This is a genomic window from Zunongwangia mangrovi, assembly GCF_900112105.1.
In the GTDB taxonomy this organism is placed as follows: domain Bacteria; phylum Bacteroidota; class Bacteroidia; order Flavobacteriales; family Flavobacteriaceae; genus Zunongwangia; species Zunongwangia mangrovi.
In genome coordinates this window covers 1,342,006-1,361,484 of the sequence record NZ_FOKV01000001.1, presented here as the reverse complement: position 1 = coordinate 1,361,484, position 19,479 = coordinate 1,342,006, and the positions used below count along the sequence as shown (strand labels likewise).

The window sequence follows — 19,479 nt, the reverse complement described above, 5'->3', positions numbered from 1 at the left end:
GAAACTCCCGAAACACCTTTTAATAGATTTATTAGTATCCAGGATTTTGTTCTAATAATCCTCCTGAAAGGCTTATCTGATCCTGAGGTATTGGGAAAACTTCATTTTTGTTGGCCTGGAATCCAAGCGGCCCAAAAACTTCCTGTCCTCTACCCTGGCGAATGACGTCGAAATAACGATCGAACTCCATACCAAATTCTAATCTTCTTTCTGTCCAGATAATATCTCTTAATTCAGATTGAGAAGTAGTGTTAATGGCTGGCAATTCTACTCTGGATCTTACCATATTTAAACTTTCTAGAGCAGCAGCAGAATTTCCTAATTCGTTATTTGCTTCAGCATTCATTAAAAGAACTTCAGCATAACGCAGAATGATAAGGTTTTTGTCCAAAGCACTTGCATTCTCTGGCCCAAAATACATTTTCTCACTATAGTAAGGGTTTGGAGCATCTTCACTAACTACTGCAGTTAGATTAGGATCATCTTCATACAAATAGTTGTCGTACATTTCTTCTCCGCGGAAAATAATGGTTGCATCCATACGAATTTGATCGTCTGCAGCTTCGTAAGCATCTACTAAACTTTGTGAAGGAACATCGAATCCCCATCCCCACTGACCTCTTACTCCGTGGTGAACAGCCATATTATCGATTCCTAAATTTTCTGAAGCACTTCCCTGAACTTCGAAAATAGACTCTACAGTATTTTCATTCTGAATTCTCCAAAGTTCTTCGTAGTTAGGATGCAGTGCATACTGTCCTGAAGCGATCACCTCGTTTGTTAACTCTAGAACTTCCTGCCAGTTGCCCTGGTACATTTGTACTTTCGCAAGCAAACTTTTTGCAGTCCCTTGTGTTACTCTACCCACCTGCGCAGCAGTCTCAGGTAGATTTTCTGAAGCTTCAGTAAGATCTTCTACAATAAAACTGTAAACATCTTCACGGCTATCTCTTACCAATAAAGCTTCCTGATCATTAGGATCTGTTTCTTCAGTAATAATTGGCACACCTCCAAATACACGAACTAGTGTAAAATAATGGTAAGCTCTAAAGAATTTGAATTCTGCCTGATATTCTGCAATAGTAGATTCAGACAAATTGTTTGCCGGCTCATTTACAATATCGATTCCTGTGTTTGCAGTAGCTACGCCGCGATAATTTGCTCCCCAAAGACCAGCAACAGAAACATCTGTAGCCTCGTGAGTAAAATTATCTAATTTATCTTTATCTGTACCGGTATCTCCTGGTGCACTCCCTTTATCCGCGTCGTCTGATGCAATACTGAAAATACCAGAATAAGAGAAAGAATGCTGACTGTAATCCTGCAAATGTGCATAAGAAGCAACGATAGCCTGATCTACATTCTCTCCCTGAAAATATCCACTGCCGGTTGTAGCTTGCCCTTCTGGCGCTACATCTAAATAATCATCTGAACATGACATGGCTAATAGTGCAGAAACTGCAACTAAAGCTTTCGTCATGGTTTTATATTGAATTCTTAAATTTTTCATTGTCATAGTATTTTTTAAAAGTCAATATTTAATCCTAAAAGGAATTTTGCTGTTGTTGGATAAGCATCCAATTCTAAACCGCTATCAAGAATACCTCTTGGTAATTCAGGATTAAATCCGCTGTATTTTGTAAACGTTAGTGCGTTTTGCGCTGTTGCATACACTCTTAAACGTGAAAGTTGAATCGATTCAAGAATATCATCACTAAAATTGTATCCAACAGTAATGTTGTTCACTCTTAAGAAGTCTCCATCTTCCAGATAATAATCTGAAGGAAGTGGCACAGCGTTAAACGCCGCAGGACCTCCGTTACCGCTATCTCCACCTGTATATCTTTCTCCAAATAGGTCGGCATCGATATTCTCTCCACTAAATCTTTGTGCTCTTAGACCGTTAAATACTTTATTCCCAACGTTTCCGAATAACGAAGTAGAGAAATCTACTTGCTTATAGGTTACACCTAAGTTGATTCCGTAATAAAAATCTGGTTGGTAAGATCCCATATATTGTCTATCAGTCTGAGTGATAGAACCGTCTCCGTTAGTATCTACATATCTAAAATCTCCTACACGCGCTCCTGGCTGGGCACTATTATCAATCTCTGACTGGCTTGTGAAAACACCGTCTGCTTTATATAACCAAAAAGTTCCCAGTTCATTACCTTCTACAGTTCTTGTAACGATTTGACCATTTCCTAGATCTCCACTATCTATAAAAGGAATAGCATTTTCTACAACCGGGTTAATATTGGTTAATTCGTTCTCGTTTTTAGTGATATTGAATCCAACATTATAGCTAAAGTCTCCACTTTCTGAAGCATCACTCCAATTTAAAGCGAACTCGATACCTTTATTTTCAATACTACCGGCGTTGGTTACGAAACTATCATCACCAGATGTTTGTGGTAAAGAAAGTGGGAATAAAATATCCTCTGTTTCTTTATCATAATAGGTAAATTCACCTGTTAAGCGATTATCCAACATTCCAAATTCGATACCTAGATCCAGCTCTGTTGTAGTTTCCCAGGTAAGATTTTCATCATATTGCTGAATTGAAGATCCCCCTATCGCTACACCATTTGGAAATGGATAAGCGCTAAAGTCGATCAATTGAAGAAATAATCCAGAATCGATACGGTCGTTACCTACTAAACCGTAACTACCTCTTACTTTAAGATTGCTTAAGAAATTTTGGTTTGCAAAGAAAGCTTCGTTATCGATGTTCCATGCTACACCAAAAGAAGGATAATATCTAATTCTTTCAGACTCTGCAAATTTAGATGAACCTTCTCTACGAATAGTGGCATTAAATACATAACGCTTATCAAAGTTATATAACAATCTAGAGAAGTAAGCCAAACGTGTAGAACGGTCACCTACATGATCGATTGTTTGTCCTTCCTGTTCTCCTATTCCTAAGTATAAAAGATTATCAGATGGTGGCACACCACGACGGGAACCTTCAAAAGCTTCTGACGCTAAACGCTCTGAAGTTAAACCTAAAGTAAGGTTCACATCATGCTTACCAAATTTCTTATCGAATGTTAAGAAGTTATCCCAGTTAAAACGTTCTTCATCATAATCACGAACGTTTAAAACCTGATTTTGGTTAAGAATTTGAGTTCCACTTTCGTTACCTACGATGTATCTAGCACCATAGTTTCTGCTCTTTTCTCTAAGAACATTTACACCAATACTAGAGCGGAAAGATAACCAGTCGAAAATATCAACTTCTCCCCATGCATTTCCTAAAATTCTAACCTGTTCGTTTACGTTTTGGTTATTGTCGATATTTGCTACAGGGTTTCCTACGTTATTTAGGTTAGTAGTTCTATAATTACCATCCTCACCGCGAACAGGAATGTGTGGTGCCTGTTTGTAGGCGTTAGTAAAGTTTGAAAAAGATGGATTAAAACCTCTTTGTCTCACTAAACTTACGTTATGCCCAAATCTTATATTTTCGCTTAAATGGTAAGTATTATTTAATCGAACAGTTAAACGCTCGTAATCATTATCCTGAAGAATCCCTTCTTCATCCATATAATTTGCAGATACGTAGTAATCGATATCTTCCTTACTTCCAGAAACAGATAGATTATAGTTTTGGAAAAGACCTTCTCTTGTGATCTCATCCATCCAATCTGTTGTTTGCAGGCCAGAAATTTCTGAAACTGTAAAAGCAGGATCATTTCCTGTTCTGGTTAATGCTTCGTTAGTATATTGTGCATACTCCTGCGCATTGGCCATATCAACACCATTTACTAAGGTATTGATACCGGTAGTTGAAGATAAAGAAACTTTCATCTTCCCCTTACCTGATTTAGTGGTAATTAAAACTACACCGTTTGCGCCACGAGCACCATAAATAGCAGTTGAAGAAGCATCCTTTAAAACATCGAAGCTTTCGATATCTGAGTTTGCGATACCACTAATATCCTGTGTGATCACACCATCCACAACATATAAAGGATCTGCTCCACCAAGAACTGAAATTGCACCTCTAATTCTTACATTACCAACAGAACCCGGCGAACCATTATTGATTACTTGAACACCAGGTAGTTTACCCTGTGCTGCTTGTAATGCTGAAGTAGTTGGTGAATCATTAATTTCTTCGGCCTTTAAATTACTTATGGTCCCGGCAAGATCTCGAGACTCTGCCTCCCCATATCCAATTACTACAACCTCATTTAAAGACGCAGCTTCTTCTTGTAGTACTACATTATATTCATTCTCTGTTCCTACAGTTACTTCTTTTGGTTGAAATCCTAAGAAAGTTATTCTAAATACATCGCCCTCTTCTACATCTTCCAGAGTAAAGTTACCGTCAAAGTCTGTTACGGTAAAAATTTCCTTCCCCTGTACTTTTAGTTGGGCACCAGGTAACGGCACATCTGTACTATCTGATACAGTACCGCTAATGGTTTTTGTCTCCTGCGCCATACCTATATAGGATAAAAGCATGACGAAAACAGTAATTAATTTGAATCTCATACGGTTTGATGTTTACTTAATTTTGCCGAAAGATACAGGTAGGTGCTTATTTTTCGCAAACGATGTAGTACACATCCTATACATCATTGAATTTTAATTTATATATATCTGAAATACAGATATTTAAAACTAATTTGAAGTAAATAAAAAATACCAAAATTAATGTATGATGTAGTAATGATGTAGTGCTGAATTCTAAAAAAGAAGGCTAAATTTTGAAATTTTAGAAATTTTTAATAAGAAAATTTGTCAGATTCTCGTTCTTATCCAAATCCATTTTTTTCCGAAGACGATAGCGATGTACTTCTACACCCCTAACTGAAATTCCCATTAATGGAGCAATTTCTTTTGATGTCAGATTCATTTTTAAGTAAGAACAAAGCTTTAAATCTTTACTCGTTAATTTAGGATAAGTCTCCAGAAGGTCTTTGAAAAAATCTTCGTGAATTTCATTGAAATTCGTTTCAAAAACCTGCCATTCATCCTTACTTTTTACAGCTCCATTAATTTTATTCATAATGTGCTTAAGACGATATTGGTTAATTTTTGCCTTATCTTTATTTAGTTCTCCCTGTATCTCCATTAGCACTTCGTTCTTCTTAGCCGCCATCATGGTTGTATTGGCTAATTCTTTACGTTTCATATCGATCTCGTCCATTAAACGTTCCCGCTCTAACCTATCGATACGTTCTTTATGCTCTTTTTCAAATTTTTGCTCAATAAGCAATTGATGCTTTTTAAGACGTCTTCTGTTATACAAAAAAATCAGAGCTATTCCGCATAAAAACAGCACAAGATAAGCTGATTTCATCCAAAGAGATAGGTACCATGGCGGTAAGATCGAAAAGCTGAAAACTTTAGAATTATCAGATCTGCTTCCTAAAGGGTATAGCGCCAAATCGTATTCACCATAATCTAAATTCTGAAATTCAAGTTTACCGTTATTCACAACCCCAGAGATCGTATCGTTTCCAATAAGATGATATCCTACTTCTCGCGCATCAGAAAATGGTAGACCTATATCAAATCTTATTAAACTAGCATTTTTAAAAGGAATTTCTGCCTGTTCAGTTAAGGCATATTTATTCTCTATATCTTCTAGCCCAGTAACAAAAGGGTCAGAAATAAACAATCCAGATTGTTCTTTTAAAAGTTTGCTAAGATCTAAACGTGCAAAACCATCTTTTAAGCTGATATAAAACACAGAGTCTGAAACCGCCGTCATTTGCTCATAGCCCTTTACTAAACGATTGTCCAAACGCCAAGAAGGTAAGATCAACTGTTTTTCTTTCAAATTTGTAAACAAAAGATCATTTGTTTTGGTATTTATAAACCAATATTCATCATTTATTTCTTCCAGTAATTTATATCCATCAAGGATTTTTAATTCCTTAAAAACTTCCAGACTATCTTTAAACGCATTGTATTTAAGCCATTTATCGTCAGAAAAAACAGCGATCTGATTATTAATTTTAAATATTTGAGGATTAACATTCGACGAATTACTTACGCTGGAAATTTCAGACACCAATTCGGCTACTTTTAGACTATCAGAAAGAATAACACGATATACGCCTTCATATGGATGTGCTGCCCATAAAGTATTTTCATTTTCGAAGATGATCTTTCTTACCGGGAAATTTAAACTATCTACTTTAGAGATTGTCTCATCAGAAAACTTAATAATACCAGTATAGGTCCCAATAAGTAATTTACCAGAAGGTGCAATCTGCGTATAAAAACTACCGGTAGAATTATCAATAACTTCAGCAGTATGAGTATCGATCTTTAATGTACCCGAATTACTATTGCTTATTATTTGGCCTTCTACGCTTTCTAGATTCCAGGAATGGCCTTCGGCTCCTTCAATCAGTTTTAATTTATCATCAGCGAGTCGATATACACCGGTATTACTGGCCAAAAACATTTGATCTGAATCGTTCACAAGATCATAAACCGCACCCAATTCTCCCGAAGTATCGGTATAAAAACTTATAGGAGAATCGATATCTATTCGATCAAGCCCATTATCGAGACCTAACCATAGATTACCTTTAAAATAATCCATGGAAAGTATCGTATTGTTCTGCAATCCGTTAGATCTATCGAAAATTTGGTAATTCCCGTTTTGACTATTCCATTTTAGAAGTCCATTTTTCAAAGTTCCTATTATTAGATCACCATTAGGTAAACTTATGAGCTTATTTAATTCAGATCTACCTATAAATTCGTTTACCTTTTCAGGTAACAACTCAAATTCATTAAGATCTTCATTTAATGAAAAAAGTTGTTCCTTGCTACCTACGTAGAGTTTGCCACTATGCAGAACAATATCAGCAACGGTGATTCCTATGAGTTTTTCTGAAGGCTGATAAAATTTAAGTGTATCGGTATTATCGAGATAAAAAATCCCATCTCGACCTTTAGAAACTAAAAGTCTACCTTTAAAGTGCTGAATATTGGTAAAAACACCACTTGCAATTTTTTTGATCTTTTCACCATCGTATTTATAAAAACCACCAAAGGATCTAAAATAGATGTCACCTTTATAAGCAATGATTCCCCAAAATTCCTCATCACTAAGATCTATATTTTTAAAAAGCGATTTTAAGGAATGATAAGTATAAGTTCCCATTTCATTTTGCTTCCAGTATCCAAATTCCCTGTACGATCCGGTAAAGATCTTATCCTTATATGTATACACTGAACGAATGATCGCTCCAGAATTTAAACTGTACAACTTCCATGTTTGACCATTATATACTAACAATCCACGATTGTTTGCTACGTAAATAATTCCTGCATCATTGATGGAAACATCCCAATTTTGACTTGCCGCATCATAATCTATAGAAGAATAATTTTGTATAGGTGGATTTAATTGTTGTGCAGTAGCGCTGCATAGCATTAAACAATTGATTATCAAAACTAAAAACACAGTAAATAGTTTTGAAAAATAAGCATTTGTGCAACTAAAATTAGCTTTTCCCATGCTACAAATCTACAATATTATAAGCCTATAAAAAGCGTAATCGTAACAAAGAAAGATTAACAAAGGATAATATCCTAATTATTGGATTTTTTCCTATTTTTGGAAAAATTGGTAGAATGAATTTCGATAGAATTAAAGAGAAATTAGAAATTTTAGCAGACGCAGCAAAATACGATGTCTCGTGCTCAAGCAGCGGTAGTAATCGAAAGAATACTAAAAACGGACTTGGAGATTCCTCTGGAATGGGAATTTGCCATAGTTATACTGAAGATGGACGCTGCGTATCTCTTTTAAAGATCTTACTTACCAATCATTGTATTTTCGATTGCGCGTATTGCGTAACCAGACGAAGTAATGATATAAAACGAGCTGCATTTAAGGTTCAGGAAGTAGTCGATCTTACTATTAATTTTTATCGTCGAAATTATATAGAAGGCCTTTTTCTAAGTTCAGGAATTTTTAAAAGTCCGGATCATACGATGGAACGATTAATTAGAGTAGCTAAAAAACTTAGAGAAGAAGAAAATTTTAATGGCTACATACACCTAAAATCCATACCGGGAGCCAGTGATGAACTAATGCGTGAAGCCGGACTCTATGCAGACCGATTAAGCGTAAATATTGAAGTACCTACAGTATCTGGCTTGAAACTTCTCGCTCCAGAGAAAAAACACGAAGATTTTACCAAACCTATGCTAAAGGTTAAAAATGAGATCATTCAATTTAAAAACGAAAGAAAGTTTATAAAGAGTACTCCCAAATATGCGCCGGCAGGTCAAAGCACACAAATGATCGTAGGTGCAACGGGAGAAAGTGACCGTGATATTATGTATTCTGCCAATTACTATTACAAGCAGTATAATATGAAACGTGTTTATTATTCTGGCTATGTTCCTATCACGACAGATCCCCGGCTACCAGCCATAACTTCTCAAGTTCCTATGCTAAGGGAGAATAGATTATATCAAACAGATTGGCTTCTTAGATTCTATGGTTTTGATATAAGAGAACTATTAAATAATGATCACCCTAACTTAGATTTGGATATCGATCCAAAATTAAGCTGGGCACTACGTAATCAGCATTTATTTCCTGTAAATATTAATACTGCAGATAAATCTATGCTTGCCAGGATTCCAGGTCTGGGAATGCGATCTGTTTTTAAGATCCTGCAAGCCAGAAAATATCGTAAATTAAACTGGGAACATCTAAAAGCTATAGGAATCGCATTAAACAGAGCAAAGTACTTTATAGTTTGCGATTCCAGATTATGGGAAAGAAAAGATTGGACCCCAGAACAAATAAAATCGAAGATTATAAAAACAAGTTCTAGTAAATTTAGGAAAGACTATTCTACTCAGCTAAACCTATTTGACCATGCATCCTAAGATTTTAATCTACGATGGGACTTTTAAAGGTTTGCTAACCTGTATCTTCCAGATCTATGAAGAAAAATTAACCGAATATAGTATTTATCCAGAAGGCTATAATCAAAATGACTTTTTTGCAAACCAAGAACATGTAATTACAGACGAAGAAAAATCTGGGCGAGTTCTGGAAAGCTTTAAAAAGTATACTTCTAAAAAAGCTGTTCACCGAATCTATCGCGCATTTTTGTCTGAAATTCCGGGTGTAGAACTCTTAATTGTAGATTTTTTCAAGCATATTTTTGAGCAAAAAACAGATCTTTCAGATGATTTTTCGCATCCTCCAATACTCAAAATCGCCCAAATAGATAGAAAAGTTGGTCGCGAAAAGCACAGAATGGAAGCTTTTATAAGATTTGAACTGCTAAAAGATGGAATTTTTTTCACAAAAATTGCCCCAGATTTTAACGTTTTACCCCTAATTTTAAAACATTTTAAGAATAGATATGCCGATCAACAATGGATAATTTATGACGAAAAACGGCAATTTGGGCTTTATTACAACTTAAATAAAGTAACACCAATCAGCCTAGATTTTAAAAATAATTCAAAAAAAAACACTAATATTCTTCACGAAGACGAAATAAGCTTTCAAAAATTATGGAAATCATATTTCGACGCTAGCAACATAAAATCCCGAAAAAACACCAAATTACACCTACAACATGTACCAAAACGTTATTGGAAATATTTAACGGAAAAGACTATTATCATGTAATGAAAATTAGTTTACATTTGTTTGTTCAACTAATTAAACATTATAACGATGAAAAAATTATTCTTATTATTTGCTGTAGCAACTATGACAATTTCTATGTACTCTTGTAGAGAAACTACTGAAGAAAGTGCAGAAGATACCATGGAACAAATGGGTGAAGATGTAGAAAGCGGAGTTGATGAAGCTGCTCAAGAAACTGAGGACGCAATTGACGAAGCTGGTGACGAAATCGAAGAAGCAGGACAAGAAGTTGAAGACGAAGTAGAGGACAACGACGACATGTAATTCTCTCTTCCTTTGAAGAAAATTATAAAAAAGCCACTCGTCGTAGTGGCTTTTTTTAGGTTTAAATAAAAGTAAACTACCTCGGGGCACGCCCTCTAAGCATTCGTTGGAAACAAAATTTTAATTTCGAGGCAAGCCTCTGGGTATTATACCCTATGGCGGTGCCAACCAAAAACTAAATAATCATGAAAAAATTAATTTTATCTGTCTTTGTTGCAGCTTTTGCATTTACCTTCCAGTCATGTAGAGAATCTACCGGAGAAAAAACAGAAGAGGCTATTGAAGCTATCGGAGAAGATATCGAAGATAATGTAGAGCATGCTGGAGAAAAGATCGAAGAAGGTGCCGATAAGGTAAAAGAAGAAGTTGATAAAGAAATTCACGAAACAGACGATGTGAATGGAGAAGAAGCTAATGACGATCTATAATCGTATCTTGTAAAAACTAAAAAGGCTGCAAATTCGCAGCCTTTATTTTTTCCTTTCAATTACATAATTTACCATCAATTCCAGAGAATCTTTATACTGAGATTGTGGATATTCTTCAAGTATTTTTAAAGCTTCCTCCTGAAAAGCGATCATTTGAGAAGTGGCGTACTCTAAACCACCCTTTTCTTTTACAAAAGCGATCACCTCTTTAACGCGCTTTTTATCTTTATTATGATTCTTAACCGAATTGATTACCCAGGCCTTTTCTTTCTTATCTGAATTATTAAGCGCATAAATTAACGGCAACGTCATTTTTTGCTCTTTAATATCGATTCCGGTAGGTTTTCCTATTTTTTCTTCGCCGTAATCAAAAAGATCATCTTTTATCTGGAAAGCCATTCCTATAAGCTCTCCAAATCGGCGCATGGTTTCTACTTCTTCAGAATCAGGTTTAACTGAAGCAGCGCCTAAGCTACAACAAGCCGCAATAAGCGTTGCTGTTTTTTGCCGAATTATATCGTAATAAACATCTTCAGTAATATCTAAACGCCTGGCTTTTTCAATTTGCAATAGTTCACCTTCACTCATCTCTCTAACCGCTACAGAAATAATCTTCAGCAAATCAAAATCGTTATTATCGATAGAAAGAAGCAATCCTTTAGACAACAAGTAATCACCAACTAAAACAGCGATCTTGTTTTTCCATAAAGCATTTATGCTGAAAAAACCTCTTCTACGATTACTATCATCCACGACATCATCGTGAACCAGGGTAGCAGTATGAATTAATTCGATAACAGAAGCGCCTCTATACGTCCGCTCGTTCACTTTTCCATCAGAAACCATCTTTGCTACCAAAAAAACGAACATGGGCCGCATTTGCTTTCCTTTTCGATTTACAATGTAGTGTGTAATTCGATTTAAAAGCGCAACTTTAGAAGACATCGATTGGAAGAACTTTTTTTCGAAAAGTTCCATTTCTCTTTCAACCGGAAGTTTTATTTGAGAGATTATCTTCATAAAGTCCGCAAAGATAGCTTAATTCGGGAAATTGAAGATCATTTATGAAGCCGATTTATTTGCTAGTTGACCACAAGCTGCATCGATATCTTTTCCGCGAGATCGTCTTACGGTAACTGTAATTCCGTTTCGCTCCAATAATTGCTGATACATATCTGTGGCCTGAGAAGATGCCTGTTGAAAATCTCCATCATCTATTGGATTATATTCAATAAGATTTACTTTGCAAGGCACATATTTACAGAATCTTACCAAAGCCATAGCATCTTTACGGGTATCGTTCACATCTTTCCAAACAATATACTCGTAGGTAATTCGGCTTTTGGTTTTAGAATACCAATATTCTAAAGCTTCTCGAAGATCTTCTAACGGAAATGTCTCATTAAAAGGCATGATCTTAGTTCGAACTTCATCGGTTGCTGCATGTAAAGAGACAGCAAGTTTAATTTTAGCCTCATCATCTGCCAGTTTTTTGATCATTTTAGGCACTCCAGAAGTAGAAATGGTTATTCGCTTAGCAGACATTCCCAAACCTTCGTCTGAAGTGATCTTTTCGACCGCTTTCATCACATTATTGTAATTCATAAGCGGCTCTCCCATTCCCATAAACACAATATTGCTTAAAGGACGATCAAAATATAAACGACTTTCATTATCTATAGCGACAACCTGATCGTAAATTTCATCTGGATTAAGATTACGCATACGTTTTAAACGTGCTGTTGCACAAAACTGGCAATCTAAACTACAACCTACCTGAGAAGAAACACAGGCCGTTGTCCTGGTTGGTGTAGGAATAAGAACAGATTCTACTGTAAGATTATCATGAAGTTTTACCGCATTCTTAATCGTGCCATCACTACTGCGCTGCATTTGATCTACACGAATGTGATTGATCACAAAATTCTCGGCAAGCATCGTACGGGTTTGTTTAGAAATGTTGGTCATTTCTTCGAAAGTATGCGCTCCCTTACTCCACAGCCATTCGTAAACCTGTGAACCTCTAAAGGATTTATCACCGTTTTCTACAAAAAACTCCTGCAGTTGCTTTTTGGTTAAAGCTCGTATATCTTTTTTCTTATTCTTCACAGCGCAAAATTACAAAGATTTTGAGGATATTCTATATAAGCTTATTTAAATGCAAAAAGCCACAATCTTAATTAATTGTGGCTTTTAAAAATTTGTTCTAAAAACTTACAAGATCAACATTGCGTCACCGTAAGTATAGAATCTGTATTTTTCTTTTACTGCCTCTTCGTAGGCTCTCATCATAAAATCATGACCGGCAAAAGCAGAGATCATCATTAATAATGTAGATTTTGGCGTATGGAAGTTTGTTACCATACAGTTCGCTATACTAAAATCGTAAGGAGGAAAGATAAATTTGTTGGTCCAACCACCAAACTCGTTCAAAGTTTGATTTGAAGAAACAGAACTTTCTAAAACTCTCATTACTGTTGTACCAACGGCACAAACTTTACGCTTTTCAGATTTTGCTCTGTTAATGGTATCTACTGCATCTGCTTTTACAAATGCTTCTTCGCTATCCATTTTGTGCTTGCTAAGGTCTTCTACCTCAACCGGACTAAAAGTTCCTAATCCTACGTGAAGCGTAACTTCAGCAAAATTAATTCCTTTAATCTCTAAACGTTTTAATAAATGCTTAGAAAAGTGAAGCCCTGCTGTTGGTGCAGCTACTGCTCCTTCTTCTTTAGCATAGATCGTTTGATAACGCTCCTGATCTTCAGGTTGAACATCTCTCTTGATATATTTTGGAAGTGGAGTTTCTCCTAGTTCTTTAAGCTTTCTTCTAAAATCTTCGTAAGAACCATCATAAAGAAAACGAAGTGTTCTACCTCTAGAGGTTGTATTATCGATAACCTCAGCAACTAAACTTTCATCCTCTCCAAAATAAAGTTTGTTTCCAATTCTAATTTTACGCGCTGGGTCTACCAATACATCCCAAAGTTTAGTTTCAGGATTTAATTCTCTTAATAAGAAAACTTCAATTCTCGCCCCGGTTTTTTCTTTATTACCATACAAACGAGCAGGAAAAACCTTTGTGTTATTAAGAACCATTACATCTTCAGGATCAAAATAATTAATAAGGTCTTTAAATTGTTTATGCTCTATTGTTTGCTCTTTTCGATTAAGAACCATTAGGCGCGCTTCATCTCTATTTTCCGCAGGATACTCAGCAAGTAATTCTGGTGGAAGTTCGAAATTGAAGTTTGAAAGTTTCATTCCCATATTTGAAATTTTAAAGGCTGCAAATATACAATCTCAAAACAGGCGTTGTCAAGTAATTGCGAATATATTTGGCCGTTAATTTAAAATTAGTCTTTTTCTATAGTAAATTTTAGTGTTTCCAGGTCATTATAAAAATCTGGATAACTTTTAGAAACCACCATAGCATCTTCGATGATTACCGGTACTTTTAATGCTATAGGTGCGAAAGCCATCGCCATTCGATGATCGTTGTAAGTTGCTATGGCAATATTTTCTTTTAATGTGGCAGAGGCTTTTAATTCTAAATGATCGTTAGAGATCACCACCTCTCCTCCTAGCTTTTCGATCTCGTTTTTTAAAGCGACCAATCTATCGGTCTCTTTGATCTTTAAAGTATGTAATCCGGTTAATTTACAAGCTATCCCTAAACCAAGACAAGTCACAGCGATAGTTTGTGCAATATCTGGCGAGTTTCTAAGATCTTCAGTAATGCTCGCCGGCTTAGAACATTTTGATTTTTTAAGTGTAATACTATTTTCTCCAAAACTTGTTTCTACCCCAAATTTCTTATAGATATTCGCAAGACAGGAATCACCCTGCAAACTTTCTTCCCGGTAATTCGACAATTTTATCTCAGCTTCTTCAGCAAGTGCTGCTATGCTATAAAAATAAGAAGCTGAACTCCAATCTGATTCTACCGGAATCGTTTTTGGTAATAATTCACTGCAAGCTTCTATTTGAATAGTATTTTCTTCAAAACTTCCCTGTATCCCAGAACGCTGTAACATCTCCAAGGTCATTAAAATATAAGGCGTACTGGTTACCTGTCCTTCAAGATTTATAGTTAATCCCTGCGGAAGTGATGCTCCAATAAGCATCAATGCTGAAATATACTGACTACTGATATTTGCCTGAAGACTCACAGAATTTGCCTGAAGTTTTTTACCCTGAATTCGGATTGGAGGATACCCTTCATTTTTTTCATAAGAAATTTCTGCTCCCATAGATCGAAGCGCTTCTACCAGTAATTGAATAGGACGCTCCTGCATACGCTGGCTACCGGTTAAAACCGTCTCTCTCCCATCCTGCACAGCAAAATATGCAGTTAAAAAACGCATTGCGGTACCAGCATGGTGAATATCTACCTCAACTTCATTAGAAGCTAAAGCTTTTTTCATCACCTGAGTATCGTCACTATTTGAAAGATTAGAAATTTGCAGGTTCTTAAAAAGCGACTCGATAATTAGCAATCTATTCGATTCACTTTTAGACCCCGTTATTTGTAGCGCTCCGGTCACAGTATCCTGTGAGTGCTTTACTTTAAATTTCATGGAAGAGGAGATTATTGATTTATTTTTTAAGCTGATCTTTTTCTTTTCTTCGGAATTGACCATAGGATACTATCATCCCATAAACGATCATTCCAAGAACCTGACCAACAACAAAAGTAATCATTTTCCCGTCTGCCATCCTATCCTGATAGTAATCTTTAAAAGCAAAACCGCCATAATCGATTACCATCATTACGATGTTGTAGATAAGCACGAATAAAAAACCAAGAACAACCACAGAGCGCCAGTATTTCTTACTGGACATAATTTCTTTAAACTTCATTTTACTTCAGCTTTTCGTTATTATGATGCCTGTCGTGATCTCTTTTGGTCTTAAGATCTAACTTTTTATCGAAAGCTTCCTGTAGATCTACCCCGGTTTGATTGGCAAGACAAAGCACTACAAATACAACATCTGCAAGCTCTTCTCCAAGGTCTTTTGCTTTATCGCTTTCTTTTTCACTTTGCTCACCGTAGCGACGAGCAATAATACGCGCAACCTCACCAACTTCTTCGGTGAGTTGCGCCATATTAGTTAATTCGTTAAAATATCGAACACCGTGTTCTTTTATCCATTTATCGACGGCCTTCTGTGAGTTCTGTAGATCCATTGTCTTCTTCAATTTTAGACAAAACTATAGCTTCTGAATGTTTACTCACAATTTCATCGAAAAAGTTTTTTAAATGCTCATAATCATTTGCTGAAAAAACAGACTTATTTAGATCTATTGAAGTCTCTAATCTCAAGAAATTCGAACTTTGGGTGATCAAATATTTAAACTTGGCATCTTCCTCGTTCATATTTACCATAGCACTCTCTGGCAGTGATTCAATTTTATAACCTTTTGGAATCATAAAATTAATGGTCGAAGCATATTCTACCGGATAATTCAAATAAATTGGATAAGTTCTTTCTTCAGCTTTAAAAGGATTTTCTTTTTCTGATAAAAATAGTAGAGGATTTACATAAAGTTTGTCGCCAATTGCCTCTACCCCATTATTGATCTCAAATTGATAAACCTCTTTTACATTCTGCCCAATTGCATCTTCATTTTCCTTGGTTAATTCTGAAATTAAAATATCTCCTTTTCCTTCCTGAAGCAACTCCAGGTAACTTTCTTCATTTATGCCTTTATATTTATCTCTAAAATTCTTAGCTACCAGTTTTTCATAAATACCTGTATATTTCCCTTTCAATTTTAGATCTTCAGTGATCTGAAGGTTCATGTAGTTAAGCTCTTTAGATTTATAGGTTGGTAACAGGTAAACCCAGTCAGACTTTCCTTCATCTTTAATAATTCTACCCTGCCAGTTTCTTGCTCTTTCTGGTAATTCACCCGGAGCAGCATTTTTATCTGTAGCATCTAACAACAGTGTTTGCTCCCCAAATTGTACACCTGCGATCACATAATTAAATCCAGATCGTGTTGGAAATACCGGTACACCATTACTTTTTGTACTTAAAAGAACTGGATGCGATTCTAAACCGGCATACCTTAACATAGCAATTAAAAGAAGATTTATATCTCCTGTGTTTCCACTCCCTTCCTTATATGCTTTCTTAATTCCGTTTTCTGCTGTATATCCTATGTAATCGTTCCACGCAACTTTACTTTTGATGAAATTATAGATTCTCACTAATTTTTCTTCAGCTGAAGAAGCTCCATCTAAAATGGCATCTACATCATCTTTAAAGAAATTACTTCTTCGTAGCTCTGTAGCATATCCACCATCATCATAAATAGATTTAGAAACATCTTCCCAGCTATGGCTAAAATAATCCATAGGCTGATTTGGGAATTTAGTATACTGCAATTCCCATTTAATCCTTGCCGCATAGTTGTACAGGTAATCTACGTACACTTCTTCTTTTAACGCTGGAATATTTTCTTTTGTAATCGTATAAACCGTTTGCAAGTAGTCGTTATTCTGCGTATGCATATTAAACGGCTCTGAAGTTTTATCGATTGGAATAAACAAAGAAGCTAATTGATTATAATGCGAAACAAATCCAAAAAATTCTGGTATTTCTACTTTTACTTCCATCATTTTAATAGGAATAGTAGCCTGTAATTCAGTATCATCCAAAGAAGTTAAAAATGGTGATCTTTTTTCGTATTCGTATTCTACAACACTACCCGCCTGTAAAGAAGGCATGGTAAATTTAATAGCATCGCGATACTTAGAGATCTCTTCGTCAAAGATCTCATCTTTCCTTAACTTTTCATCTACCAGTTTACCATCTAGGATATTATAAGTATAACCTTTAACTCCGTAGATCTTTTCCTCGTCGTTCGAGCTCTTATATTCATCTAACTGCACGGTTGCCCAATCGAAGCCGTCTTCATTATAAAGTTTTATTCTATAGTGATACCTTGTAACTAAAGATAGTCCTGTAGTACTATTGTAATCGTAAAAAGAATATTGTTTTTTATACAATATCGCTGCATCGGCATCTTTGTTCGTAGGATGTTCGGTTTCTTCTACTTCTTCTTTAGAAACCTTCCCAAATTTGTAGTTCTGTGCCTGCATCGCACCTCCTACCAGGAGAAATGCAATTAGATAAAATTTTAAACGCATAGTAAAATAATTTTTAGCTGTTTTTAACCAAAACAGCCTTTTGATTGCTCAACATGTTGATTTTGTTTAAAAACTCTCTAAAATCTCCAAACTTGTCTGCCGGCCAGTGCCCCTGATTAACGCTTACAGAACGTTTAACCACTAAAACATCTGGATCGTCTTTTGAGGATTCTACAGAGAATTTAAAACTTCCAAAATCGGTTTCTATGCTAATCGCTTCGGGTAGGGCCTCCACCGCATAACCTTCAGGAATTTTAAAATTAAATTGATCTTTATTTGTAAAACCACGCAAGATTTCTACAGGATAATGCCTGTCCTCGTCACGCGATACCATGTCTATTTCTGGTTCTATAAAATTTAGAGGAAGTAATATTCGGTTTCCCGCTGTGGTATAGAATTTCTTTCCGGTGAATTCTAACTCTTCAGAAAAACTTGCCTGTTCTTTATCATTCTCGAAACTTAGATGATCAAAATGTATCCCCTGAAGATTTCCAAAAACTTCTTTGTAATAAATATTCTTATCCTTATCTTTTTGTCCCTGGATATGATAATTGTTTCCGTATGGGATTCCTTTACTTTGCTTTTTAATATTAGCCGTAAAAGCATCTTCAGAAAGGTCTATTTCGCAAAGCGTTTCTTCCAGGTTTATATCACATTCGTAATTTGGAGTTTTTACGATCTCACCACCATCTTCTTTGATCAATAATACATGACGATTATCTGTAAAATCGCCTAAGTAGTTGAATGGTAAAGACTGACTTGTACATTCCAGCCAAACATCTTCTTCTGCAATTCCCGGCACATTTAAAATCACGTGATTTCCCTGCATCGACGCGAATTTAGGATCAATATCCTTTTGCTCATCACCGGCATAAACTACCGCATAATTAGACTTAATTCCCTGCGATGCCAGTAAGGCTTTCATATAATTGGTTAATCCTTTACAATCACCATAGCCTACACGATCTACTTCTGTAGCTAAAATAGGCTCCCAACCACCAATTCCTAACTGAACGCTTATATAGCGGGTTTTCCCCTGCATATATTCGTAAATAAGTTTAGCTTTCTGGTAATCGGTTTCAGCGTCTTTAACCAGCGCTGTGATCTCGGCTATTGTTGAAGAATATAATTCGTCCCTACCTTTAATTAGGTTTTCATATTGCCATTTACCAAACTCTGTCCAATTATTTGCAGTTCCCTCTACGCCCATCAAACTGAACTTATCAAGAGCAACTTTCACTTTCGGAGTTAATTCTGAGATCTGCGGACTATAAGGTTCGTATTTATAGGCCGGAATATTTTTCACCGCATAGCTAATCTCAAATTCAGTATTATTTTTTTCAACCTGAATACTATCCAAATTAGACTCCAGATAACGGAGTGGTATATGATTTGGATTTTTTAGCTGATATTCGCTAGATTCAACACTTACATAATATGCATCAACAGGCTGAAAAGGCTGAATAAAAACTGTGGTAGACATCTGTACTTCGCTCTCGTAAACTACCGTGTAAGGATAGCTCATAGGCGAATAATCCAGGTAGCTCACCCTGTTATCTGAGTACAAATTAGAAGACCCAACAGCGCTTTGATCCTTAAAATCACGCTGCTTATACTTCTTGATCTCGTTTCCCATTTTATTATAAACGTAGGCAGACTGCGACTTTATCTTCGCATCACCATCATCATAAAAATCATAGGCTCTAACAAAACCATTTCCGTATTTGTTCAATACGGTAACCACTCGCCTGGTGGTAACTGTCATTTTATCTACATCCTCAACTTCAACTAGGATGCTCTCATCCCTAAGTACCGCATTAGCATGCTCGGTAAGTTCTTTTTTAAGAATGATACTTTGATACGATTCCTGGGCAAAACACAGGATTCCGCTTAAGAGCATAACGCTCACTAAAAAAGATTTCATTGCAAAAACTGGTAATATTCGTTTTGCAATATATTAAAATTT

At 35.8% G+C, this 19,479-nt stretch carries 15 protein-coding genes; 4 read left to right on the top strand and 11 right to left on the bottom strand.

All coding sequences use genetic code 11. From position 1 onward, the window contains the following. Positions 1 to 31: 31 nt before the first annotated feature. From BM201_RS05925 to BM201_RS05915, 3 genes are all read right to left on the bottom strand, one after another. On the bottom strand, positions 32 to 1,510 hold the full coding sequence (locus tag BM201_RS05925) for a RagB/SusD family nutrient uptake outer membrane protein (protein ID WP_217643046.1): 1,479 nt from the start codon (positions 1,508 to 1,510) through the stop codon (positions 32 to 34). Between the two features lie 14 nt (positions 1,511 to 1,524). Continuing rightward, the gene (locus tag BM201_RS05920) at positions 1,525 to 4,503 is read right to left on the bottom strand and encodes a SusC/RagA family TonB-linked outer membrane protein (protein WP_092540439.1); all 2,979 of its coding nucleotides are present in this window, start codon (positions 4,501 to 4,503) and stop codon (positions 1,525 to 1,527) included. A gap of 223 nt (positions 4,504 to 4,726) precedes the next feature. After that, a complete protein-coding gene (locus BM201_RS05915) occupies positions 4,727 to 7,441 on the bottom strand; it encodes a histidine kinase (RefSeq protein WP_139219141.1) in 2,715 nt (904 codons plus the stop codon). Positions 7,442 to 7,611: 170 nt separating this feature from the next. Here BM201_RS05915 and BM201_RS05910 point away from each other — a divergent pair, with 170 nt between their 5' ends. The 4 genes from BM201_RS05910 to BM201_RS05895 all read left to right on the top strand — a co-directional run bounded on the left by BM201_RS05910 (position 7,612) and on the right by BM201_RS05895 (position 10,353). Continuing rightward, positions 7,612 to 8,883: a putative DNA modification/repair radical SAM protein gene (locus BM201_RS05910; RefSeq protein ID WP_092540435.1), complete on the top strand. Its 1,272-nt coding sequence runs from the start codon at positions 7,612 to 7,614 to the stop codon at positions 8,881 to 8,883. Continuing rightward, the gene (locus tag BM201_RS05905; RefSeq protein WP_092540433.1) at positions 8,873 to 9,640 is read left to right on the top strand and encodes a TIGR03915 family putative DNA repair protein; all 768 of its coding nucleotides are present in this window, start codon (positions 8,873 to 8,875) and stop codon (positions 9,638 to 9,640) included. The genes BM201_RS05910 and BM201_RS05905 overlap by 11 nt, the downstream gene beginning before the upstream one ends. A gap of 48 nt (positions 9,641 to 9,688) precedes the next feature. Next, a complete protein-coding gene (locus BM201_RS05900) occupies positions 9,689 to 9,925 on the top strand; it encodes a hypothetical protein (protein WP_092540432.1) in 237 nt (78 codons plus the stop codon). 185 nt (positions 9,926 to 10,110) lie between these two features. After that, positions 10,111 to 10,353: a hypothetical protein gene (locus BM201_RS05895; protein ID WP_092540430.1), complete on the top strand. Its 243-nt coding sequence runs from the start codon at positions 10,111 to 10,113 to the stop codon at positions 10,351 to 10,353. Between the two features lie 42 nt (positions 10,354 to 10,395). Here the strand turns inward: BM201_RS05895 and BM201_RS05890 are convergent, their stop codons facing one another. The 8 genes from BM201_RS05890 to BM201_RS05855 form a co-directional block, all read right to left on the bottom strand. Then, positions 10,396 to 11,373, bottom strand: coding sequence for a polyprenyl synthetase family protein (locus BM201_RS05890; protein ID WP_092540428.1), 978 nt, complete (start codon positions 11,371 to 11,373; stop codon positions 10,396 to 10,398). Between the two features lie 42 nt (positions 11,374 to 11,415). Then, a complete protein-coding gene (gene rlmN, locus BM201_RS05885; protein WP_092540426.1) occupies positions 11,416 to 12,462 on the bottom strand; it encodes a dual-specificity RNA methyltransferase RlmN in 1,047 nt (348 codons plus the stop codon). Positions 12,463 to 12,567: 105 nt separating this feature from the next. After that, a complete protein-coding gene (queA, locus tag BM201_RS05880; RefSeq protein WP_092540683.1) occupies positions 12,568 to 13,617 on the bottom strand; it encodes a tRNA preQ1(34) S-adenosylmethionine ribosyltransferase-isomerase QueA in 1,050 nt (349 codons plus the stop codon). Positions 13,618 to 13,709: 92 nt separating this feature from the next. Continuing rightward, complete coding sequence (gene aroA, locus BM201_RS05875) at positions 13,710 to 14,933, bottom strand: 3-phosphoshikimate 1-carboxyvinyltransferase (protein WP_092540681.1); 1,224 nt, start codon at positions 14,931 to 14,933, stop codon at positions 13,710 to 13,712. 19 nt (positions 14,934 to 14,952) lie between these two features. Then, positions 14,953 to 15,216, bottom strand: a complete 264-nt coding sequence (locus BM201_RS05870) for a hypothetical protein (RefSeq protein ID WP_092540424.1) — start codon at positions 15,214 to 15,216, stop codon at positions 14,953 to 14,955. A gap of 1 nt (position 15,217) precedes the next feature. Beyond that, positions 15,218 to 15,544 (bottom strand): nucleotide pyrophosphohydrolase, encoded by a 327-nt coding sequence (locus BM201_RS05865; protein ID WP_092540422.1) that lies wholly within the window; start codon positions 15,542 to 15,544, stop codon positions 15,218 to 15,220. Further along, positions 15,510 to 17,513, bottom strand: a complete 2,004-nt coding sequence (locus tag BM201_RS05860; protein WP_092540420.1) for a transglutaminase family protein — start codon at positions 17,511 to 17,513, stop codon at positions 15,510 to 15,512. The genes BM201_RS05865 and BM201_RS05860 overlap by 35 nt, the downstream gene beginning before the upstream one ends. Positions 17,514 to 17,526: 13 nt before the next feature. Continuing rightward, positions 17,527 to 19,437, bottom strand: a complete 1,911-nt coding sequence (locus tag BM201_RS05855) for a DUF3857 domain-containing protein (protein WP_092540418.1) — start codon at positions 19,435 to 19,437, stop codon at positions 17,527 to 17,529. Positions 19,438 to 19,479: the final 42 nt, after the last annotated feature.